General features: G+C 39.8%; 23 protein-coding genes. All 23 read right to left on the bottom strand.

Going from position 1 to position 19,786, the window contains the following annotated elements:
- Nucleotide 1: 1 nt before the first annotated feature.
- The 23 genes from MKY51_RS04730 to fliG all read right to left on the bottom strand — a co-directional run bounded on the left by MKY51_RS04730 (nucleotide 2) and on the right by fliG (nucleotide 19,775).
- Nucleotides 2-1,141, bottom strand: coding sequence for a chemotaxis response regulator protein-glutamate methylesterase (locus tag MKY51_RS04730; RefSeq protein ID WP_339175573.1), 1,140 nt, complete (start codon nucleotides 1,139-1,141; stop codon nucleotides 2-4).
- Nucleotides 1,142-2,020, bottom strand: a complete 879-nt coding sequence (locus MKY51_RS04725) for a MinD/ParA family protein (protein ID WP_339175572.1) — start codon at nucleotides 2,018-2,020, stop codon at nucleotides 1,142-1,144. It abuts the gene before it with no gap.
- A complete protein-coding gene (gene flhF, locus MKY51_RS04720) occupies nucleotides 2,004-3,194 on the bottom strand; it encodes a flagellar biosynthesis protein FlhF (protein WP_339175570.1) in 1,191 nt (396 codons plus the stop codon). Before flhF ends, MKY51_RS04725 begins: the two co-directional genes overlap by 17 nt.
- On the bottom strand, nucleotides 3,191-5,224 hold the full coding sequence (gene flhA / locus MKY51_RS04715) for a flagellar biosynthesis protein FlhA (RefSeq protein ID WP_339175568.1): 2,034 nt from the start codon (nucleotides 5,222-5,224) through the stop codon (nucleotides 3,191-3,193). Before flhA ends, flhF begins: the two co-directional genes overlap by 4 nt.
- A gap of 23 nt (nucleotides 5,225-5,247) precedes the next feature.
- Nucleotides 5,248-6,342, bottom strand: coding sequence for a flagellar biosynthesis protein FlhB (gene flhB / locus MKY51_RS04710; protein ID WP_339175566.1), 1,095 nt, complete (start codon nucleotides 6,340-6,342; stop codon nucleotides 5,248-5,250).
- Nucleotide 6,343: 1 nt separating this feature from the next.
- The gene (fliR, locus tag MKY51_RS04705; protein WP_339175564.1) at nucleotides 6,344-7,120 is read right to left on the bottom strand and encodes a flagellar biosynthetic protein FliR; all 777 of its coding nucleotides are present in this window, start codon (nucleotides 7,118-7,120) and stop codon (nucleotides 6,344-6,346) included.
- A gap of 4 nt (nucleotides 7,121-7,124) precedes the next feature.
- Nucleotides 7,125-7,394 carry a flagellar biosynthesis protein FliQ gene (gene fliQ, locus MKY51_RS04700; RefSeq protein WP_008403270.1) on the bottom strand — a complete coding sequence of 90 codons (270 nt, stop codon included), beginning with the start codon at nucleotides 7,392-7,394 and terminating at the stop codon, nucleotides 7,125-7,127.
- A 13-nt stretch (nucleotides 7,395-7,407) separates the two neighbouring features.
- Complete coding sequence (gene fliP / locus MKY51_RS04695) at nucleotides 7,408-8,073, bottom strand: flagellar type III secretion system pore protein FliP (RefSeq protein WP_339175562.1); 666 nt, start codon at nucleotides 8,071-8,073, stop codon at nucleotides 7,408-7,410.
- Nucleotides 8,070-8,753 (bottom strand): flagellar biosynthetic protein FliO, encoded by a 684-nt coding sequence (locus MKY51_RS04690; protein WP_339175561.1) that lies wholly within the window; start codon nucleotides 8,751-8,753, stop codon nucleotides 8,070-8,072. The genes fliP and MKY51_RS04690 overlap by 4 nt, the downstream gene beginning before the upstream one ends.
- Nucleotides 8,754-8,757: 4 nt before the next feature.
- Nucleotides 8,758-9,120, bottom strand: coding sequence for a response regulator (locus tag MKY51_RS04685; protein WP_339175560.1), 363 nt, complete (start codon nucleotides 9,118-9,120; stop codon nucleotides 8,758-8,760).
- A 22-nt stretch (nucleotides 9,121-9,142) separates the two neighbouring features.
- A complete protein-coding gene (fliY, locus tag MKY51_RS04680) occupies nucleotides 9,143-10,399 on the bottom strand; it encodes a flagellar motor switch phosphatase FliY (protein ID WP_339175559.1) in 1,257 nt (418 codons plus the stop codon).
- Nucleotides 10,392-11,387, bottom strand: a complete 996-nt coding sequence (gene fliM, locus MKY51_RS04675; RefSeq protein ID WP_339175557.1) for a flagellar motor switch protein FliM — start codon at nucleotides 11,385-11,387, stop codon at nucleotides 10,392-10,394. Before fliM ends, fliY begins: the two co-directional genes overlap by 8 nt.
- 45 nt (nucleotides 11,388-11,432) lie before the next feature.
- The gene (gene fliL, locus MKY51_RS04670) at nucleotides 11,433-11,858 is read right to left on the bottom strand and encodes a flagellar basal body-associated protein FliL (protein WP_339175556.1); all 426 of its coding nucleotides are present in this window, start codon (nucleotides 11,856-11,858) and stop codon (nucleotides 11,433-11,435) included.
- Nucleotides 11,848-12,069, bottom strand: coding sequence for a flagellar FlbD family protein (locus tag MKY51_RS04665; RefSeq protein WP_008403278.1), 222 nt, complete (start codon nucleotides 12,067-12,069; stop codon nucleotides 11,848-11,850). The genes fliL and MKY51_RS04665 overlap by 11 nt, the downstream gene beginning before the upstream one ends.
- An 83-nt stretch (nucleotides 12,070-12,152) precedes the next feature.
- Nucleotides 12,153-13,121 (bottom strand): flagellar basal body rod protein FlgG, encoded by a 969-nt coding sequence (gene flgG / locus MKY51_RS04660; RefSeq protein WP_339175555.1) that lies wholly within the window; start codon nucleotides 13,119-13,121, stop codon nucleotides 12,153-12,155.
- A gap of 97 nt (nucleotides 13,122-13,218) precedes the next feature.
- Nucleotides 13,219-13,593, bottom strand: a complete 375-nt coding sequence (locus tag MKY51_RS04655; RefSeq protein ID WP_339175553.1) for a TIGR02530 family flagellar biosynthesis protein — start codon at nucleotides 13,591-13,593, stop codon at nucleotides 13,219-13,221.
- Nucleotides 13,594-13,605: 12 nt separating this feature from the next.
- Nucleotides 13,606-14,301 carry a flagellar hook assembly protein FlgD gene (gene flgD, locus MKY51_RS04650; protein ID WP_339175552.1) on the bottom strand — a complete coding sequence of 232 codons (696 nt, stop codon included), beginning with the start codon at nucleotides 14,299-14,301 and terminating at the stop codon, nucleotides 13,606-13,608.
- Nucleotides 14,302-15,546: a flagellar hook-length control protein FliK gene (locus MKY51_RS04645; RefSeq protein WP_339175551.1), complete on the bottom strand. Its 1,245-nt coding sequence runs from the start codon at nucleotides 15,544-15,546 to the stop codon at nucleotides 14,302-14,304.
- 26 nt (nucleotides 15,547-15,572) lie between these two features.
- Complete coding sequence (locus MKY51_RS04640; protein WP_339176576.1) at nucleotides 15,573-16,145, bottom strand: hypothetical protein; 573 nt, start codon at nucleotides 16,143-16,145, stop codon at nucleotides 15,573-15,575.
- Between the two features lie 46 nt (nucleotides 16,146-16,191).
- The gene (gene fliJ, locus MKY51_RS04635; protein WP_339175550.1) at nucleotides 16,192-16,638 is read right to left on the bottom strand and encodes a flagellar export protein FliJ; all 447 of its coding nucleotides are present in this window, start codon (nucleotides 16,636-16,638) and stop codon (nucleotides 16,192-16,194) included.
- 2 nt (nucleotides 16,639-16,640) lie between these two features.
- Nucleotides 16,641-17,966: a flagellar protein export ATPase FliI gene (fliI, locus tag MKY51_RS04630; protein WP_339175549.1), complete on the bottom strand. Its 1,326-nt coding sequence runs from the start codon at nucleotides 17,964-17,966 to the stop codon at nucleotides 16,641-16,643.
- A 5-nt stretch (nucleotides 17,967-17,971) separates the two neighbouring features.
- On the bottom strand, nucleotides 17,972-18,769 hold the full coding sequence (gene fliH, locus MKY51_RS04625) for a flagellar assembly protein FliH (RefSeq protein WP_339175548.1): 798 nt from the start codon (nucleotides 18,767-18,769) through the stop codon (nucleotides 17,972-17,974).
- On the bottom strand, nucleotides 18,762-19,775 hold the full coding sequence (fliG, locus tag MKY51_RS04620; RefSeq protein ID WP_339175547.1) for a flagellar motor switch protein FliG: 1,014 nt from the start codon (nucleotides 19,773-19,775) through the stop codon (nucleotides 18,762-18,764). Before fliG ends, fliH begins: the two co-directional genes overlap by 8 nt.
- Nucleotides 19,776-19,786 lie beyond the last annotated feature (11 nt).

The raw sequence follows: 19,786 nt of genomic DNA, 5'->3' as shown, positions 1-19,786 counted from the left end.
TTTAAGGCATATATTTCATAATTGTTTTGGCAATATCATCAACATCCGCCACTTCATCTACAAGCTGCGTTTCCACGGCAGCTTTTGGCATTCCATATACGATACATGTTTCTGCTGACTCGGCAATAGCCATGACATTACCTGTTTTTTTGAGCGACATTAGACCTTTTGAACCATCGTAGCCCATTCCGGTCATAATGACGGCAATTTTATCGAACTCCGAATACTGGCTGACATCTTCAAACATGACATCTACAGATGGGCGATGGCCTGCTCTTGGCGGTTCATGATCATCGAGAACGACAGCGAATGACGACCCTACTTTTCTTAATTTAAGATGGTAGCCACCCGGCGCAATATAGGCAGTCCCTTTTTGCAAAAGGTCACCCTGTTCTGCTTCTTTTACATGAATTTCACTTAATTGATCCAGTCTTGCTGCCAATGATTTTGTAAAACCGGCAGGCATATGCTGTACAATTAAAATCGGTGCAGCCACATTTGCAGGAATCTTTGTAATAACTTCCTGTAATGCTCTTGGGCCACCAGTTGAAGTCCCGATTAAAATGATTTTCTTCGAAGTTTTGCTCCACTCCGTTTTTTTAATCGGTACATCAATGTTAACGGTAGGTCTTGTCACACTACTTAATTTAGATTCTTCATTGTTAAATGGATGACGTATTGCCTGACTCACACCTGATGTTTTCTGGAAAGGTTTTCTCAGTTTCGAAACCGTTACTTTAGAAGCCCCTTCCACTTTTCGTACGAGTTCATCCTTAATTTTATGTAAATCCAATGAAATGGAGCCGCTTGGTTTTGCAACAAAATCTACTGCACCGTATTCCATTGCCATTAATGTATTTTCTGCTCCGCGCATTGTCGTACTGGAAAGCATGATTACAGGCAATGGATACTTATGCATAATTTCTTTTAATGCTTCCATCCCATTCATTTCCGGCATTTCCACATCCATTGTCACGACATCGGGCTTCAGCTGCTCGATCTTTTTAATGGCGTCTTTCCCATTACGTGCTGCCCCGATCACTTCAATATTCGGATGATCCGAAAAAAAATCGCTTATTAGCTTCCGCATAAAGGCGGAATCATCAACAACTAGCAGTTTAGTTTTCTGTAAGTTGCTCATTTACTCACGCCCTCTCGAAAAGATGTTTTTTAATTTTGCTATAAATTTTATAGATTCATTCGTTGCATGCACTTCTTTCAATTCGGCCTGCGCTGTTAAAAATTGATCAACAATTTTTAACAACGTTTTAGAAACCGGGGCATCAGGATACACGAGTGTAAATAACGCTTGCTGACGTACTGCTTGACGCACAACAGAATCTTCCGGCAGTGAGCCTAAAATCGTTACTTCTTTCTCCAAAAAACGGTGCATCACTGTTTTTAGGCGTTGTGTCGTATCTTGCCCTTCTTCGACTGTATACGCCCGATTGCCTAAAAGATAAAATTTCTTCATCGGGTCTCTCATATGAATAAATTTCATCATAGAATAAGCATCCATAATAGACGTCGGTTCTGCGGTAGAAATAACAATAATTTCTTCAATAGATGTTAATAGATCTAAAGACCAATCTACAACACCCGCTCCCATATCGAATAAAACAAAATCGTATTCTTTCTGTAATGTTTCAAAAGCCGAGACAAGACGGGCAAAAACTTCAGGAGACCATTCCATTAAAGACGACATTCCGGACCCGCCGGAAATATAGCTTACTCCTTCATTCGTTTCGCACAGTACTTCTTCAAGCGGTACTTGGCCATCCAGGTAATCCTTTAAATTGTATTTCGCAGAACTCCCTATGAGAATGTGTACATTCCCCATACCGATGTCCATATCTAAAACAACTACTTTTTTTCCTTTTTTTGATAATAGAGTTGCGAAGTTTGTCGTAAAGTTACTTTTACCTACTCCGCCTTTTCCACTAACAACTGCAATTGACCGCCCTGAACTATGTTCACTTCCAAGCATTTTCTGACGCAATTTTTCAGCTTGATCTTTCATCCGAATTCTCCTTGAAGAAAAGTTCTAGTAAATTATCACTATTTGGTTGTTCAATATCTTCTGGTACTTCTTGACCATTCGTATAATAAGCTAGTCCTTTATTATATTTAATCATTAAATTAAACATAGTGCCAATAGAATTTGTTTCATCAAGCTTCGTAAAGATAAATTTTTCAATATGCATGTTCGAAAATTGTTCAATAATTGATTCTAAGTCTTTTTGCTTAGATGTTAAAGATAAAACGAGGTAGGATTCTACTTGTTCGCTAAATTGTATTAATGACTTTAAATCTTCTACATATTTTGCTTCTTTATAGTTTCTTCCGGCTGTATCAATAAAAATTAAATCCAAATGGTCAAACTTTTTAATCGCTTCTGCATAATCTGCTGCATTATAAACAACTTCCACAGGTGCCTGCAGCAATGCGGCATACGTCTTCAATTGTTCAATCGCGGCGATACGGTATGTGTCTGTTGTAATAAAGCCGATTTTCTTCTTCTTTTCAAGAACTGCACGTGCTGCCATTTTCGCTATCGTTGTCGTTTTCCCGACACCTGTTGGTCCTAGCACATTAATGTATTTTTTCTCATATGAAATTCCGCTGATCGGCAAGTCATACAATTCTTTTCTTAAATAGTCCTTGGCAACTTCCTGCATATCGTTCCATGTGATTTGTTGGCCATGCCCGTTATAATACATAAAAAGCTCATCACTGATTTTTGTGATAAGCTCCTCTCCAAGTTCCTGCTCACGTAGAAAGTCGATAAAAGACAAGAGTTCATCAGGATATTGAGATTGTGTCGACATACGCTGCATCGATTGCATCATTGATTTTAAATCCGCAATCTCTTTGGCCAGGTTTTCAGGAATGACGCCAGCATCGTCTTGCGGAACTTTTTTGTACGGTTCCACAGACGAAGCAGTTTCGGTAATCCCTTCTTCTTTCAATTGCGGCGCAAATGTCGGCATGTCTTCAAAAGACGGCAATGAAGGTTTCTTTTCCATCTGGTCATATCCTGCCACGACTTCATAGCTTTTATTTTTTACTAATCCGAAAAACTTTTTCGTCACGACGACTTTCGAATTCAGAATAACCGCATCTTCCCCTAAATCGGCGCGAATTTGTTTCATTGCCTCAGCAATGGAAGGTGCATTGTATTTTTTCATCTTCATTCAACATTCACCACCCCTACACTTTGAATTTCAACGGCTGCATCCAATTCGTTATATGAAAGAATCGGTACTTGCGGGAAATAACGTTCTGTTAACTGTCTTATATAAAGTCGCACAGCTGGCGAACATAAAATAATTGGCGACTGTTCTGTATAGGAAACACGCTCCACTTCTTTTGCAATAGCTTCCAATACGAATTGCGACTGCTGCGGATCCATTGCTAAATAGTTTCCGTGGTCTGTTTGCTGTATGCTATCAGCTACAAGTTTTTCTACTTTTGCAGATACTGTGATAACTTTCAATGCTTGTTGACCATTAATAAATTGAGATGTGATTTGTCTAGCCAACGCCTGTCTCACATACTCTGTTAAAATATCAGGATCACTAGTAAGCTTTGCGTAATCTGCCAATGTTTCAAAAATGATTGGCAAGTTTCGTATAGAAACATTTTCACGCAATAGTTTTGCCAATACTTTTTGTACTTCCCCTATTGATAATGGTGTTGGAATTAAATCGTCCACTAAAATCGCATGGGTTTCGCGTAAGTGATCGATCAGCTGCTTCGTCTCTTGACGGCCAAGCAGATCGTGGGCATTTGCACGGATAATTTCGGTTAAATGTGTAGAAACAACACTCGGCGGATCAACTACTGTATAACCGAACATTTCGGCATCCTCTTTTACTGCTTCTGTAATCCATTTTGCAGGCAATCCAAATGACGGCTCGATTGTATCAATACCATCGATTGAATTATCATCCCCTGGACTCATTGCCAAATAATGATCAAGCAGTAATTCGCCTCTTGCCATTTCATTTCCCTTAATTTTAATTCGGTACTCATTTGGCTGAAGCTGGATATTGTCGCGGATTCGGACAATCGGTATAACAATACCGAGCTCCAATGCAAGCTGACGGCGGATCATAACTACGCGGTCCAATAAATCCCCGCCTTGGGCCGCATCCACTAACGGAATCAATCCGTACCCAAACTCGAATTCGATTGGATCTACATTCAATAGATTAATAACATTTTCCGGACTTTTCATCGTATCAGAAGCAACTTCCTCTTCGAATTCCATAATCTCTTCCGGTGTTTCCTCTTTTTTGCGATCCATCAAGAACGCGCCAGTCGCTAATGCTATCGCAATCGGAATTGTAATCCAGTCTGGAATCGGTGTGAATAATCCGAGCAGAAGAATTGTACCTGCAGCGACATAAAGCAGTTTTGATTGAGCAAATAATTGTGCTGTAATATCTGAACCAAGATTTCCTTTAGAAGCGGCACGTGTTACAACAATCCCTGTTGCAGTGGAAATTAGTAATGCCGGGATTTGCGATACTAGTCCATCACCGACTGTCAGCATTGAATACTTCGATGCTGCTTCACCGAAACTCAGCTCCATCTGAACCATACCGATTATCATACCGAACAGTAAGTTAATGCCGACCATAATGATAGAGGCAATCGCATCCCCTTTAACGAATTTCGTCGCACCATCCATCGCTCCATAAAAGTCTGCTTCTCCGGATACTTTTTCACGACGTTCGCGCGCTTCCTTTTCCGAAATCATTCCGGCGTTTAAATCTGCATCGATACTCATTTGCTTACCAGGCATCGCATCCAAAGTAAAACGCGCAGCAACTTCCGCAACACGCTCCGAACCTTTTGTAATAACGATGAACTGGATAATAACTAATAATAGGAAAATAACTAAACCTACTAAAATATTACCGCCTGTTACGAAATTACCAAATGTCTCTACTACTTTACCTGCGTCACCTTCCGCTAAAATCGCACGTGTCGTAGATACAGACAATGCCAGACGGAACAACGTTAATAATAGAATGACAGTTGGGAAAATCGAGAAATCGAGCGCTTCCTTCATATTCATTGAAGTTAATAACACGAGCAGCGCAAATGTAATATTTATAATAATTAAAAAACTGAGTAGCCAATGTGGAAGAGGGATAATGAGCATCGCTACAACCATGATCACTGCAGCTAAAACCCCTATGTCGCGTATTTGCATTGTTGTCCCTCCTGAAATCTATGTCAAATTTTGCGTTTAATCCGGTATACATATGCAAGAACTTCGGCAACTGCTTTGAAAAACTCTTCCGGTACAGCCTGTCCGATTTCAACCTGGTCATACATCGCACGGGCAAGCGGACGATTTTCTACCATAATGACATCATGTTCTTTTGCAATAAGTTTAATTTTCTGTGCGACAAAATCGGTGCCTTTTGCAACAACTTTTGGCGCATCCATCATATCTTCGTCGTATTTTAGCGCAATGGCGAAATGGGTCGGGTTTGTAATGACCACATCTGCAGCAGGTACATCCTGCATCATTCTGCGCATTGCCATTTCACGTTGACGCTGTTTAATTTTCGACTTGATCAGCGGGTCGCCCTCTGCATTTTTATGTTCATCTTTAAGATCCTGTTTTGACATCTTTAATTGCTTTTCATATTCATACCGTTCATAAATATAGTCAAACAATGCAATGAATACGAGCATAATCGATGCAGCAATTCCCATGATGGCCGACAAGTATGCTACGGTGGCCAAAATTTGCGCTGGACTATGTAAAGCAAGCGACAATACATCTTCTAAATAGACAATAATGACAACAGTTGTCACAGTCCCGATCAACGTAACTTTCAATAATGATTTAATTAAATTGACGATTGCTCTAACAGAAATTATCTTTTTGATCCCTTTGATCGGATCCATTTTTTTTAAATCTATTTTTAATGTTTCTGTTGTAAAAAGTAAGCCAAACTGAAAAAAGTTAGCTCCAATACCTGCAATTATGGCAATGACCATAATCGGCAGAACGATAATTGCCATTTCTTTAATGGATTCAACATACATATCCATTACGGTTTCAGCGTTCAGCGTTTCAATTAACATATTGCGGTTAAGTGCTTGCAGTAAAAAACCCTTCATACCTTCGTACATGAATGGTGCAAAGAAAAGTAAAAAGAAAAATGACAATAACAGTAATACGGCGGCAGTGACGTCCTGACTTTTTAATACTTGTCCTTTTTTTCGTGAATCCTGCCGCTTTTTCGGTGTTGCTTTTTCCGTTTTCTCACCAGCAAAAAACTGTAGGTCAACGTTGATTAATAATTTTATGTCCATGTTAGCCACCACCTAAAATAACCATTAAGTCACGTAAAGAAATAATCATAAATTCAATTAGCTCCTTCATAACTCCTACTAATACAGCCATTGTCACCATCAATACAAGAAACCCTACTACAATTTTGATTGGGAATCCGATTACAAATATATTCATTTGCGGCACCGTTTTCCCTGTAATTCCTAACGCTAACGTTACTAAAAATAATGTTGCAACTATTGGAGCTGACATTTGAAATGCAATGGCAAAAACAGAAACAAATATTTTTATAATAAACAATGCGGTCCCTTCTTCACCGAAATTCGGGAAAAACTGGTCCATCGGCATAAACTGATAACTATAAAAAATCCCATCTAAAATTAGATGATGACCGTTAATTGAAAGCAATACTAAAAGCATTAAAAAGTTTAAAAACTGACCCATTAACGGCGACTGTGCGCCTGTTTGCGGATCGATAATATTCGCCATCGCAAAACCCATCTGGAAATCGATAAATCCCCCGGCTATTTGAACAGCGGAAACGATAATCATTGCTGCCAATCCCAGCATAAGACCGATAATGGCTTCTTTTAAAACGAGCAGCAAGTAGATAGCATTAATTTCAAACGGTTCAATATTAAACGTATAATACATCATCCATGCTAAAGCGACAGCCAAAATTATGCGCACTTGCTGTGGTATTGTACGATATGAAAATAAAGGGACGGAGACAAAAAATGCAGAAACACGTACTAAAATTAATAGCAGTATTGATAAATTCGGTAGTAATTCCGTCATCTTCTCACCCAATATACCGAACTAGGTTATTTAAAATGTCATGAAAGTAGTCCGTCATTTTGCTGATCATGAACGGACCAAAAAAAATAATCGCCACTAATACCGCTACGATTTTAGGTACGAACGCCAATGTCTGTTCTTGAATGGAAGTTGTTGCCTGAAAAATACTGACTATTAAACCGCTGATAAGTGCGATTAATAGTAAAGGTCCCGAAACTATCAATATCGTGAATACTGCATTTTCTGCAATTGCAATGACCATTTCCTGTGTCACTTTATATCATCCCCTAAAAACTTTGAAGTAAAGATTTCATCACTAAATACCAACCATCGACGAGTACAAATAATAAGATTTTAAATGGCAGTGAAATCATTACTGGAGGCAGCATCATCATCCCCATTGACATCAGTGTACTTGCGACTACCATATCAATAACTAAAAACGGAATGAAGATCATAAAGCCCATTTGAAAAGCTGTTTTAATTTCACTTAACGCAAATGCGGGTACGAGCAGCGTCATCGGAATTTCCTCAATGGAATCCGGATACTCTGCCTGATTATATTCGATAAAAAGTTCTAAATCCTTTTGCCTTGTATGCTGAGACATAAATTGTTTGAACGGAATCGTCGCACGTTCATATGCCTCTTCCAAATTAATTTCTTCATCGAAGAGTGGCTGTAATGCCTGCTCGTTTACTTGCTGTAAGGTAGGAGCCATAATAAAGAATGTAAGAAACAGTGCCAATCCGATAATTACTTGGTTAGGGGGCATCTGGTTCGTAGCAAGGGCTGTCCTAGTAAATGACAGAACGATAACGATACGCGCAAATGACGTCATTAAGATTAATAGACTCGGCGCTAAAGATAGAACAGTTAACAGGAATAATAGTGTAACTGATGTGGAAACATTTCCCGGATCACTTTCAGAAAACACGGAAAGAAGTTCGTTCATCGATCATCACGCTCCTGTTCCTTCCAACGCTCAAGTTCATCACGTCGTTGCTGCTTGATTTTGCCGATTTTTTCATTGAACATGTCATTGAATTTAGGGCTTTCCGAAATATCCTGATGGCGTTTTTTTTGTGAAAATCTATTAATTAACTGAGCAATATATGGTGAAGTATTCACCATGCTCTGTTTATTTTCAATTTGATTTAATAAATGGTCGATTTCTTCTTCGGATTCGATTTCCTTCAGTAGCTGAATGTTATCGCCGACACCAACTACATAAACTCGTTTACCAATTAACAGTAATTGTACAGACTTTTGCTGTCCTAAAGACAATCCACCGATATTTTTAATAACGGCGTTTTGTTGATAGTTAAAGTTACGCTTGTTTAAATACTTTAAAATGAACAATAATAGCCCGATAACAAAGACAAGTGCTATTAATACTTTCAGATATTCCCAAAATCCAACACTAACGGATGCCGAGTCAGTTTGTTCTGCGTCGGCATCCGGAGTACTCTCATCTGAATTTTTTTCTTCTGAACATACTTCAGGGTTTTCATTACAGTTTTCGTATACGTTACTTACCATCGCAAAAGTTCCATTTGAGATTGGTGCAAATAATGCCGTCATCAATACAATTCCAACAGCGATCCAAAATCGAAATGATTTTTTTGCTCTCATCAGATCAACCTAAAGCTTTTTGAATCGCTTCGATTACGCGATCTGCTTGGAAAGGCTTTACGATAAAGTCTTTTGCACCTGCTTGAATCGCATCGATGACCATAGCTTGTTGGCCCATTGCTGAACACATAATCACTACCGCATTTGGATCCGTGCCTTTAATTTCTTTTAATGCAGCAATACCATCCATTTCAGGCATTGTAATATCCATCGTTACTAAATCCGGACGTAATTCATTGTACTTTTCAACCGCTTGAATTCCGTCAGCAGCTTCTCCTACTACTTCATAACCGTTCTTCGTTAAAATATCCTTGATCATCATGCGCATGAATGCTGCATCGTCAACAATTAAAATCCTTTTAGACATAATCTGATTCCTCCAATTAAAACTATCTAATGTTGTTCAAGCGATCTGCCTGACTTAAAATATCTGTGATTCGAACACCGAAGTTCTCATCAATTACTACAACTTCACCTTTTGCAATTAACCGACTGTTTACTAAAATATCAACAGGTTCACCTGCCAGCTTATCTAATTCAATAATCGATCCGCTTGATAGTTCAAGTATTTCTTTTACTGAACGTTTAGTACGTCCCAGCTCGACTGTTACCTGCAATGGAATATCAAGCAGCATATTTAAATTGCGTGCTTCTGCCTGCGTAATATTTGCCGATTCGAAGCTTGCGAATTGAGCTTGCTGTACATTTGCCGGTGGTGCTGTGTAAGCAGGCTGCTGGTAAACAGGCTGCTCATATACAGGTTGCTGTTGCTGATACGCTTGTTGCTGCACCGGCTGCTGTTGGTAGACCTGCTGTTGTACGGGCTGCTGAACCGGTTGTTCATACATCGGTTGCTGTGCAGTCGGTTGTTGTTCCTGCTGCATTGGCTGCTGTTGTGTCGGCTGAACTGGAGTTGGCTCCACTGTTGTTATTGCAGTAAGAGGCTCATCAGTTTCTCCCATTAATGACTTTACTATCTTTTTACTAAACTTTAAAGGTAGTAATTGCATTAAATTCGAATCTATTAATTCACCGATACGCAATCTGAATGAAATTTTGACTAATAATTCATCTGTAGGTATCGTGTCAGTGCCCTCATTTTGGGAAATATTCAGTAAATCTATTGTCGGCGGTGAAATATCAACCTTTTGGTTAAATACTGTTGACATAGAAGTCGCAGCTGAACCCATCATCTGATTCATCGCTTCCTGAACAGCACTCAACTGGATTTCACTTAATTCAGGTCTTGGATTTACACCATCCCCGCCCAACATTAAATCTGCGATAATCGCTGCATCCGATTGTTTGATGACAAGCATATTCATTCCTGAAAGACCCGTTGTATACTCTACTTGAACCGCTACATACGGGTGCGGGAATTCCTGTTCTAAACGGTTGCGATTAATCATTGAAATACTAGGAGTTGTAATATCAACTTTTTGGCCAAGCAATGAAGATAAAGCAGTTGCCGAACTGCCGAACGAGATATTCCCTACCTCACCTAATGCATCAATTTCTATTGGAGTTAAGTGATCCTCAACTTTAATTTCTTCTTCCGAATCTGCTGGATTTGCAGAAAAATCCTCCAGCGTTTCGCCCCTTAATAGAGCCTCAATTTCTTCTTGGGAGAGCATTTCATCACTCATCTTCGTCTCCTCCTTTCAAAGGGTCGATAATTTGAACAGCCATTCTATTATTCAATTTCCCTGGCTGAACGGTAAATTTCGGTAAACTGCCGACTTTCAGTGTTAATGGATTTTCTATTTTTTGATTTAACGGTATGACATCACCGACAGCCATTGTCAGGAAATCTTCAATGGTAATGTCCGCCGTTCCTAGCTCTGCAATAACCGGCAGTTTCGCCTGTTTCACACGAGTTTCAAGCATTTTCGTTTGTTCCGGAGATATTTCTTTCGTATTCGTCTGCATCCAGTAGCGAACAGATAAATTCGGAACGATCGGTTCCAGTACAACATGCGGAATACAAATATTGATCATCCCTGTTGTTTCTCCGATAACTGTATTGAACGAAATGACAACAACCGTTTCATTTGGCGAAATCATTTGTAAAAACTGTGGATTCACTTCCAGTTCCACAAGCATCGGATCAATTTCTGCAACGTTATCCCATGCTTCACGCAAATTATCAAAAGAACGTTCAAATAAATTCGTCATAATCTTTGTTTCAATTTCAGTTAAATTATCAACATTGCTATGACTTCCGCCTGCCCCGCCCATCAATCGATCAAGCATGGAATAGGCAATGTTCGGATTGATCTCCATTAAAATATTGCCATCCAAAGGTGGAACCTCAAATACATTGATCAATGTCATGTTTGGGATTGAACGAACAAATTCTTCAAACGGAATCTGATCCACAGATGCAACTGTAATTTGGACATAGCTTCTTAACTGTGCAGAAAAGAATGTTGTTAACAGTCGCGCAAAGTTTTCATGTATACGGGTCAAACTTCGGATTTGGTCTTTTGAGAAGCGCAGAGCCCGTTTAAAGTCATATACTTTAACTTTTCGTGTCTCATCTTCTTTTTTTATGTCTTCAGCAGACATTTCTCCGGTCGATATCGCTGAAAGAAGCGCATCGATTTCGGATTGCGACATTATATCTCCTGCCATTTGCCCACCTCCATTTCAAAAATTAAAATTGTGTAGTACTGATGATTACTGAAGTACGTATGAAGTAATATACACTTGCGTAACTTCCCCTTCTTGCATTAACTCATTTAATTGAGCTTTAATTGCATCCTGGAATGTAATTTTACCTTGTTTGCCTTCTAAAGCTTTCTCTTCCATTTCAGAAAGTTCTTGAATTACGATGTTTTTCACTTGGAAATCTCGTTTAAACAATTCTTCGCCTGCTTTTTTATCTGAAGCCTGAATTTTCAAAGTAATTCGGACGAAACTTCCATCTGCCAAGTTCGTTGTGATCTCTGGAATGTCTACCGATGACTCGATAATTTCATCAATTGTTGGTCCATCCGGCTTCTCTTTATCCATCTGTGTCAATAACACAACTACGATAACACCGAATAATGTAATCGTCACTAATATAATTAGCATAATTGTCAATAATTTATTATTCTTCATCTTCTTCACCTCTAAGATGCGGGTTCGATAAAACTTGGACATGCTGATAGAATGTCTTCACTTTTTGCCGCACCTGTTCTTCAGTCTCTAACACAATGAATTTACGTCCAGTCGTCAGCGTAATTTGGGTGTCCGGAAATGCTTCAACTGTTTCTATGTATAAAGCATTTAAAGTAAATGCTTTACCATTAAGGCGAGTCACCTCAATCATTGAAATAGGGCCGGACCTGTAGCTGAGAGCCGGCCCGCCCCCCTTCTATAGTGAATTTTCAATGAGTTCCTAATGAATTTGAACTATCGTTTCAAGTTAACAAGCTCTTGTAAAATTTCATCAGAAGTTGTAATAATACGAGAGTTCGCCTGGAACCCGCGCTGTGCAACAATCATTTCCGTGAATTCTTCCGAAAGATCTACGTTCGACATTTCCATGAAGCCAGAGTTGATTGAACCGATCCCTGCTACTGTACCTACCTGAACATAACGATCCCCTGAGTTCGCAGTATCACGGAAATAGTTTGAACCTGTTTTTTCTAAACCAGATGCATTTGCAAATTTCGCCATCAATAATTGTCCCGCATACATTAAATCTCCTTTATAGTCGACATAACTTACAGAACCGTCTTGACCAATACTCATACTTTGAGCTGTTGTTGGAATTCGAATAGTACCTAACTCACCATCTTCAGGAGTAATTACACCATCCACATCTAAATTAGCTCCTTCTTCTCCAGACGCATTATATCGATCATCAAAAAGGATACCTTCGTCTCCAGCCTCATCAACTGAATAATTATCCGCTCGAACACCGACTAAATATTTCCCGTCTCCATTTACTAAATAACCATTACGGTCCATGTAGAAGTTACCGGCACGTGTGTATAAGACATTTGAAAACGCATCCTCGCCCACTTCTTGAATAATTCCATCAACATCTGGTGCTGTACCATCTGCAACCATAAAGAATCCATCACCTGAAATTGCTAAATCCAGTGTACGACCTGTCGTTTGCATTGACCCTGCATTGTGAATAGTATCAATAGCAGCAAGTTGTGATCCTAATCCAACCTGAATCGCATTTACCCCCCCGCGTGTTGCTGAAGGTGCAGATGCGCCTGCCTGTGTTTGTGAAATTAAATCTTTAAAAATCGTACGCTCTTTCTTATAACCGTACGTATTAACATTTGCAATATTATTCCCGATCACGTCTAATTTTGTCTGAAAGTTTTTTAACCCTGAAATACCTGAATACATTGAACGTAACATGAAATGTCGTTCTCCCTTCGTTTCTCAAATCTGTTTTTTAGTTCAGTCGTATCGATCATTCAACGACTGTAGGCTTCCTTACTTCTGAAGGTCCGGCCTATAAAAGGATTGTTCCATCAATATTGGTAAATAGTTGCTGTTTTGCTTCATTGCGATCCAATGCCGTAATTACCGTCGCATTTTTTGCACTTACAATTAACGCCGCCTGATCTAACAGGACTAACGGCTGCTTCACACCTTTATTTTTTGCCTCAAACACTTTTTCGGAAATTTGCTGCCATTCACGATCGGATATGGAAATATTCCGTTCATTCAATCGCTCTGACGCATGTTTGCTAATTTTTAATTCATCACCGGTCGCCTGCTTTAAATGGTCCATAAAAGACTGCTTTGATACTTGCTCAGTATTTTGCTTTAGTAGCGGCTTTATCGGTGGATGGTAAGGGATCTGTTGAAGATTGACTCTGTTCATCAGCCCCACCTCTTATTCTGTTACATTTTCAGTTTGGGTTGTTTGAGAACTCAATGTAAATTGGTCTTTCGTTAAACGGGAACCATCATTTAAAATGTATTCGATATTCACATTATTTGTTTTAATCGCTTCAATAATTGCCTCAATGACTTGGTCACCATTTGTATATTGAACTGTCTGTCCGATCAGCTGGCTTGCTTCCGCTAATGGATTCCCTGCTGGAACTGCGGGCTCTGAAGTACTCGTACTTCCAAGAATTGATGAAATATTGCCTGGTCTAATTTCCTTGCCATCAGCCAGGACAAACACAGCCTCACCATCCACAAACTTTAACTCCTGAATAGCGCCTGTTCCTTCGTTGTAGATTGGTTTGTTGTCCGCATCCACTTTGTCCGTAAGCTCATGCCACTTCACTTCTTTGCCGACAAATGTTGAATAATTCATTAATTGTGATTGCTGCTGTGATTCAAGTAAATTTTCCATCGCTTTGGTCATATTTTGCATTTGCTCAAGGGAAGAAAACTGTGCCATCTGTGAAATAAATTCTTTATCATCCATTGGGCTTGTCGGATCCTGGTTTTGCAATTGTGTAATTAATATTTTCAGAAACGCATCTTTTCCAAGTGCCCCGTTATCTTGTTTATCCGTTATTTTGAAATTCGCATTATTGGCCTGTAAAAAATAATCATTAGAAATTGAGTTTGCCACTTATTCTACCTCCTCACTTAATAGATCTTTAAATGAAACATTTTCTTCTTCTGGTGTATCTTCATTATTGTCACGCTCTTCTTCATCATTTTTGCGGAAGAAGTTATTAAAGAAGTTTTGATCACGCGCATTTCGATCCGCATCCTGTAGAGACTGGGCAACATCGATTCGTTCCATTTGAATATTTTGAGAGACGAAACCGGCTTTTAATTGGTTAATATTATTTTCCAGTAATTCTTTCCCCATCGCTGTTGTCGCCAATAACCGGGCTGTCATGACCCCATCTTTTTGAATTAATTCAATTCGAATTTGACCAAGGTTTTCCGGAAACAGTTTCAGGAATAATTTCATATTGCCTGGCTGTCCTGAAAGCTGGCTGCGATTGATCAAGTTTTGAATTTCTTTTATTAATGCATCCGACTGTGCCGGCTTTTCCGCAGGTAATGTCAAGGTAACTGTTTTAGTCTGTGTTACTTGCTGCTGTATATTGCCTGTTGTTTGGGTATCCGTTTCAACTTTTACAGTCGTCTGTTGGGTTTGAGCAGTCTGTCCTTGCTGCACTACTTGTTGGAAAGTCGTAGTTTTCGTCGTACTCTGCTCTGTTCCTGCTAATTTTTGAGTTTCATTCGACAATGCCAGCAATGCCTCTTTTAAACTGTTTAACTGGACTTCCTGTTGATAGACCGTATCGACTTTACTTCCTGCCAATTGAGCTAACTTTAACAGCTGGACCATTTGCTGCAATTCTTTAGGCTGCACATTGTTTTGCTCAGGCTTCTGTACAGCCGCCATTACTTCATTTAAAATATGCGGTGCCTGCTCTATTAGAGACCAAATATCCGTAATTTCCTGTTTTGTGTCTCCTAATAACTTTTCAATAATTTGACTTAACTCCGCTTTTGTCATTCCTAAAAGTTCCGTTAAATTATCCAATGTCATCAGTTCGTCTATTGCAACCGGTGTACTTTCTTCACCTACTAATGCAAATAGCCCTGTCTCATCCAATTCCACACCTAATTGTTCGAGTAGACTTTCCAGTGAATCCTCTTCTAAAATGCCGGCCATTTTTTCAACTAGCGGCGGTTCTGATACTTCAGGTTGCTTAGCAGTCGGAGTAGACGACTTTGAGATCATTGAATTAAAAACACTTCCAAATGCTTTTGAATCCGGCTTTTCTGTTTTTACTGTATTTGGCTGAAAATCCTGCTTCGGCATTTTTACCGTTTGTAACATTGCTATATTCATTTATTACACCTCCCTCCATTCAAGGACTATTGCTGTGATAAAAGTTCTGTAAAGCGGGCTGCATCTGCAGGCTCCATTTTTGCAAAAATAGCTGACAATGTATCGGGTTTCATCTCCGACATAATCCGCACACTTTCCGTGTCACTCATTTCAACTAATATAGGTGCCGCTTTTCTTGCAGACATTTTTTCGAAAGTAGACAAAATTTCTTTGAATTCTTTTTTCGACTCTTCCTGATCTCGCTGCAGTTTTTCAATTTCAAACAGCAATCGGTCCTGCTCAATTAGAAGCTCTTCCTTTTCGGTCGCTGATGCATCGATTTGTGATTGAAGCTGTGAAATTTGCGCTTCTTTTTCTTGAATTTCCGCTTGCAGCTCCACTACTTTTTGTTCATTTATTGTGCTGTTTTCTACTACTCCCTCTTTTTCATCAGAGCTGATAAATGGAATCTTATCAATTGCCTCATCTGCCATTTTAAACACGTTATATTCCGTCATAGTGGTAATAACCAATAAAATTGCGATGAGAAACATGAACGGGATTAAAAATAGGTAGAAAAACTTTTTGAAAAAACCTGGAGATTGGCTTTCCAATTCCATTTCTTCCACTTTTTCCCTCGTATTTTTTATTCTTTTTGCCACGGAATCACCTGATTTCCTTCTTGTAATACGCAATTGTCGAAAGCTCATCTAACTGAATTGCTTCTATATGAAGTTGATCTTCCAAGAATCTTTCATGATCTCTTTCACGCATTTTTTCATATTTACGTACTTCCAAACTTTTTTCCAATAATTTTTCTTCGTACCAATTCATCTTGGCCCGTGCCTGCATTACTTTTTGCTGTGCATCCTCGATTGTTTTTTCCATACTATCGATAAATTTCGAATAATGGTTGATTTCATCGATGGAAGACCCGACCTTTAACCGTTCTTGCTGATACTCGATTAAATCTTCCTTTTTCTTTAACAGGTCATACAGCTTTGTAGCAATTTCTTCAAACACTTGCACCGATTCTTTAAAAGCCAGTTCCGATTCCGTTTTTTCCTGATCTTTAACGACAAGAATTTTTTCGAAGCGATAATTGTATTTCATTGTTAACGGGCACCACCATTCGATAAAGCGATAATTTCATTGACAGTTTGATCGATCGAAATTTTATCTTTGTATCCTTGCTTTAAAAACTGTGTAATGAGCGGCTCATACATAATCGCCTCATCGATTTCTTTCGATGTGCCGCGCTTATATGCTCCGATATTAATCAGATCCTCTGATTTTGAATAGCTGTAGTATAATTCCCGCAAGCGGCTTGCTGCACGAACATGCTCAGGCTGTGCAATATGGTTCATCAGACGACTAACGCTTTTTAATACATTAATCGCCGGATATTGTCCTTTGTTGGCAAGATTCCGGTCCAGTACAATATGACCGTCCAAAATCCCCCGCACTGCATCCGCAATTGGTTCGTTCATATCATCACCGTCTACAAGCACTGTATAAAATGCGGTAATCGTTCCATTAATATTCGTCCCTGACCGTTCCAGCAATGTTGGTAATATTGCAAAAACGGAAGGTGTGTAACCTCTTGTTGCAGGCGGTTCACCAATTGCCAGTCCAACTTCACGCTGTGCCATCGCAACACGTGTTACGGAATCCATCATTAACATGACGTTCTTGCCGCGGTCCCTGAAATATTCAGCGATAGCGGTTGCGGTAAATGCCGCTTTAATCCGCATTAATGCAGGCTGGTCACTAGTAGCTGCTACGACAACCGACCGTTGTAAACCTTCCGGACCCAAATCGCGTTCGATAAACTCCCGCACCTCGCGTCCACGTTCTCCTACAAGGGCAATCACATTAATATCCGCTTCCGTGTTTCGGGCAATCATCCCAAGCAATGTACTTTTTCCGACACCCGATCCTGCAAATATACCTACACGCTGACCGCTGCCGACCGTTAGCATTCCGTCAATCGCCTTTACCCCTACTTCCAGCTGGTCGTTAATCGGCGGACGGCTTAAAGGATTGGGCGGCTCTTTTTCAGTTGGGACTGTCGTTAATCCTTTTGGCAATGGCTGCCCATCAAACGGGTTGCCCATCGCATCAAGCACTTTTCCAATCAGTTCCGGACCTACTTTCACTTCAAGCGGCGAGCCTGTCCCCTCGACAAGACAGCCAATGGAGATTTCCTTCAATGAAGAGTACGGCATTAAAATAACAATTTCATCTTTAAATCCAACTACTTCCGCCAGCATCACTTGCGGTCCATTTTTCGATGTTTGGATATGGATTTTACAAACGTCCCCGATGGAACTTTCAGGACCTTGGGACTCAATCATCAAGCCGACAACTCTCGTCACTCTACCATACTTTTTAAATGTATTAAGATTAGGAATTTGTTCAACTAATTGAGCCATTTTCATCCTTATCATTCCTTACTTTCGATTAGTTCGTATAACTGTCTGCGAAGCTCCTGCAATTGTTCGTCAATTGAAATGACGATGCGTCCATGATTTGTTTCAATATAGCTTTCCGTATCCAGCAGATCTTCATTGACAAATATCATAAACGGAACATTTACCGGGAACATTTCCGCCAGTTCCTCTTGCTGTTCTGTCACAATCGGATGGTATTTCGGTGATACATATAATTTAACTTCTTTCATTTCACGGGCTTCTTTTAGACCACGTCGCACAATCGACACGAATATTTCCTCGTCACGGTCAAGTGATGTATGAATAATGCGTTCAGCAGCTGTTAACGCAAGATCCAAAAGGATGGACTCCTGTGACTCAATATACGATGCTGCATTTTTTTGCGCATTTGTCATCGTTTCATTTGCCGCATGTATTGACTGTTGCATCGTTGCATTTGCCTTTTGTATGCCATCCTCATATCCTTGCGCAAAACCGCCGTCATACGCTTCCTGTTGAAGAACGAGTTTTTCCTCTTCCCATGATTGTTTTAATGCTTCAATCGCCTCAAGCTGCTCTGTTCGGTACTGTTCAAAATGAGCTTTTTGCTGCTCGATTTCATAATTGGCCTGTTCCAGCATTTGCTGACGTTCTGCCTCAATATCAATCGAGCTTTGCTGGGACAATTCCTCTATGCGTTCATCTTCCGTTTTCCCAAAATGAATCGGCTCGAAGAAATTTTGGAGTTTAATTTCTACAACTGATGACTCTTCGGGTTGCTGTGCATTTGTTGAACGGATGATTTTAGACAATTACATCATCTCCTCCGCCACGTGCGATAATAATTTCACCTGCATCTTCCAAACGTCGGATTATTCCTACAATTCGAGACTGTGCTTCTTCTACATCACGTAAACGAACAGGGCCCATAATATCCATTTCTTCACGGAATGTTTCTGCCATACGTTGAGACATATTGCGGAAAATAATTTCTTTTACTTCTTCTGAAGATACTTTCATCGATAACAACAAGTCTTCGTTTTCACAGTCACGAATAACTCGCTGAATTGAACGATTATCAAGTGTAACGATATCTTCAAATACAAACATGCGCTTTTTAATTTCTTCGGCAAGTTCAGGGTCTTGAATTTCGAGCGCATCAAGAATCGTTTTCTCTGTTTGACGGTCCACACCATTCAATACTTCCACGACTGCATCTACGCCACCCGTTTCTGTGTAGTCCTGTGTCACAGTAGAAGATAGTTTTCGCTCTAATACCGATTCAATCTCACTTATAACTTCCGGAGACGTCGATTCCATAATGGCAATACGCTTCGCAATATCCGCCTGTACTTCCTGTGGTAATGAAGATAGAATAACCCCTGCTTGCCCCGGTTCTAAATAAGAGAGAATAAGGGCAATTGTTTGAGGGTGTTCATTTTGGATAAAATTGAAAATTTGTGCCGGATCTGCTTTTCTGGCAAAATCGAATGGTCTTACTTGTAATGAAGAAGTTAAACGATTCAATATCGCCTGTGCCTGTTCAGCACCCAATGCTTTTTCCAGTACCGTTTTCGCATAGCCTATACCACCTTGCGTAATATAGTCCTGCGCAAGTGCAATCTGGTGAAATTCTTCTATAATTTCTTCTTTGACAGTTGACTCCACTCTTTTAACACTCGAAATTTCCAGTGTCAGACGTTCAATTTCCTCTTCACTTAAATGCTTATATACAGAAGCCGAAACTTCCGGTCCTAGAGAAATTAACAGTAAAGCTGCCTTTTGCTTTCCTGATAAGTCTTTATCTTTCTTGGACACAGCGGAACCTC

Source organism: Solibacillus sp. FSL R5-0691 (assembly GCF_037974225.1).
Classification (GTDB): Bacteria; Bacillota; Bacilli; order Bacillales_A; family Planococcaceae; genus Solibacillus.
Note: the sequence above shows the minus strand (reverse complement) of the source record. Positions and strands in the feature narration are given on the sequence as shown.

Excerpts from the sequence above, each read along its gene's own strand:
- MKY51_RS04730 (WP_339175573.1), bottom strand. The coding sequence starts at position 1,141 with ATGAGCAACTTACAGAAAACTAAACTGCTAGTTGTTGATGATTCCGCC.
- MKY51_RS04725 (WP_339175572.1), bottom strand. The coding sequence starts at position 2,020 with ATGAAAGATCAAGCTGAAAAATTGCGTCAGAAAATGCTTGGAAGTGAA.
- flhF (WP_339175570.1), bottom strand. The coding sequence starts at position 3,194 with ATGAAGATGAAAAAATACAATGCACCTTCCATTGCTGAGGCAATGAAA.
- flhA (WP_339175568.1), bottom strand. The coding sequence starts at position 5,224 with ATGCAAATACGCGACATAGGGGTTTTAGCTGCAGTGATCATGGTTGTA.
- flhB (WP_339175566.1), bottom strand. The coding sequence starts at position 6,342 with ATGGACATAAAATTATTAATCAACGTTGACCTACAGTTTTTTGCTGGT.
- fliR (WP_339175564.1), bottom strand. The coding sequence starts at position 7,120 with ATGACGGAATTACTACCGAATTTATCAATACTGCTATTAATTTTAGTA.
- fliP (WP_339175562.1), bottom strand. The coding sequence starts at position 8,073 with ATGAACGAACTTCTTTCCGTGTTTTCTGAAAGTGATCCGGGAAATGTT.
- MKY51_RS04690 (WP_339175561.1), bottom strand. The coding sequence starts at position 8,753 with ATGAGAGCAAAAAAATCATTTCGATTTTGGATCGCTGTTGGAATTGTA.
- MKY51_RS04685 (WP_339175560.1), bottom strand. The coding sequence starts at position 9,120 with ATGTCTAAAAGGATTTTAATTGTTGACGATGCAGCATTCATGCGCATG.
- fliY (WP_339175559.1), bottom strand. The coding sequence starts at position 10,399 with ATGAGTGATGAAATGCTCTCCCAAGAAGAAATTGAGGCTCTATTAAGG.
- fliM (WP_339175557.1), bottom strand. The coding sequence starts at position 11,387 with ATGGCAGGAGATATAATGTCGCAATCCGAAATCGATGCGCTTCTTTCA.
- fliL (WP_339175556.1), bottom strand. The coding sequence starts at position 11,858 with ATGAAGAATAATAAATTATTGACAATTATGCTAATTATATTAGTGACG.
- MKY51_RS04665 (WP_008403278.1), bottom strand. The coding sequence starts at position 12,069 with ATGATTGAGGTGACTCGCCTTAATGGTAAAGCATTTACTTTAAATGCT.
- flgG (WP_339175555.1), bottom strand. The coding sequence starts at position 13,121 with ATGTTACGTTCAATGTATTCAGGTATTTCAGGGTTAAAAAACTTTCAG.
- MKY51_RS04655 (WP_339175553.1), bottom strand. The coding sequence starts at position 13,593 with ATGAACAGAGTCAATCTTCAACAGATCCCTTACCATCCACCGATAAAG.
- MKY51_RS04645 (WP_339175551.1), bottom strand. The coding sequence starts at position 15,546 with ATGAATATAGCAATGTTACAAACGGTAAAAATGCCGAAGCAGGATTTT.
- MKY51_RS04640 (WP_339176576.1), bottom strand. The coding sequence starts at position 16,145 with ATGGAATTGGAAAGCCAATCTCCAGGTTTTTTCAAAAAGTTTTTCTAC.
- fliJ (WP_339175550.1), bottom strand. The coding sequence starts at position 16,638 with ATGAAATACAATTATCGCTTCGAAAAAATTCTTGTCGTTAAAGATCAG.
- fliI (WP_339175549.1), bottom strand. The coding sequence starts at position 17,966 with ATGAAAATGGCTCAATTAGTTGAACAAATTCCTAATCTTAATACATTT.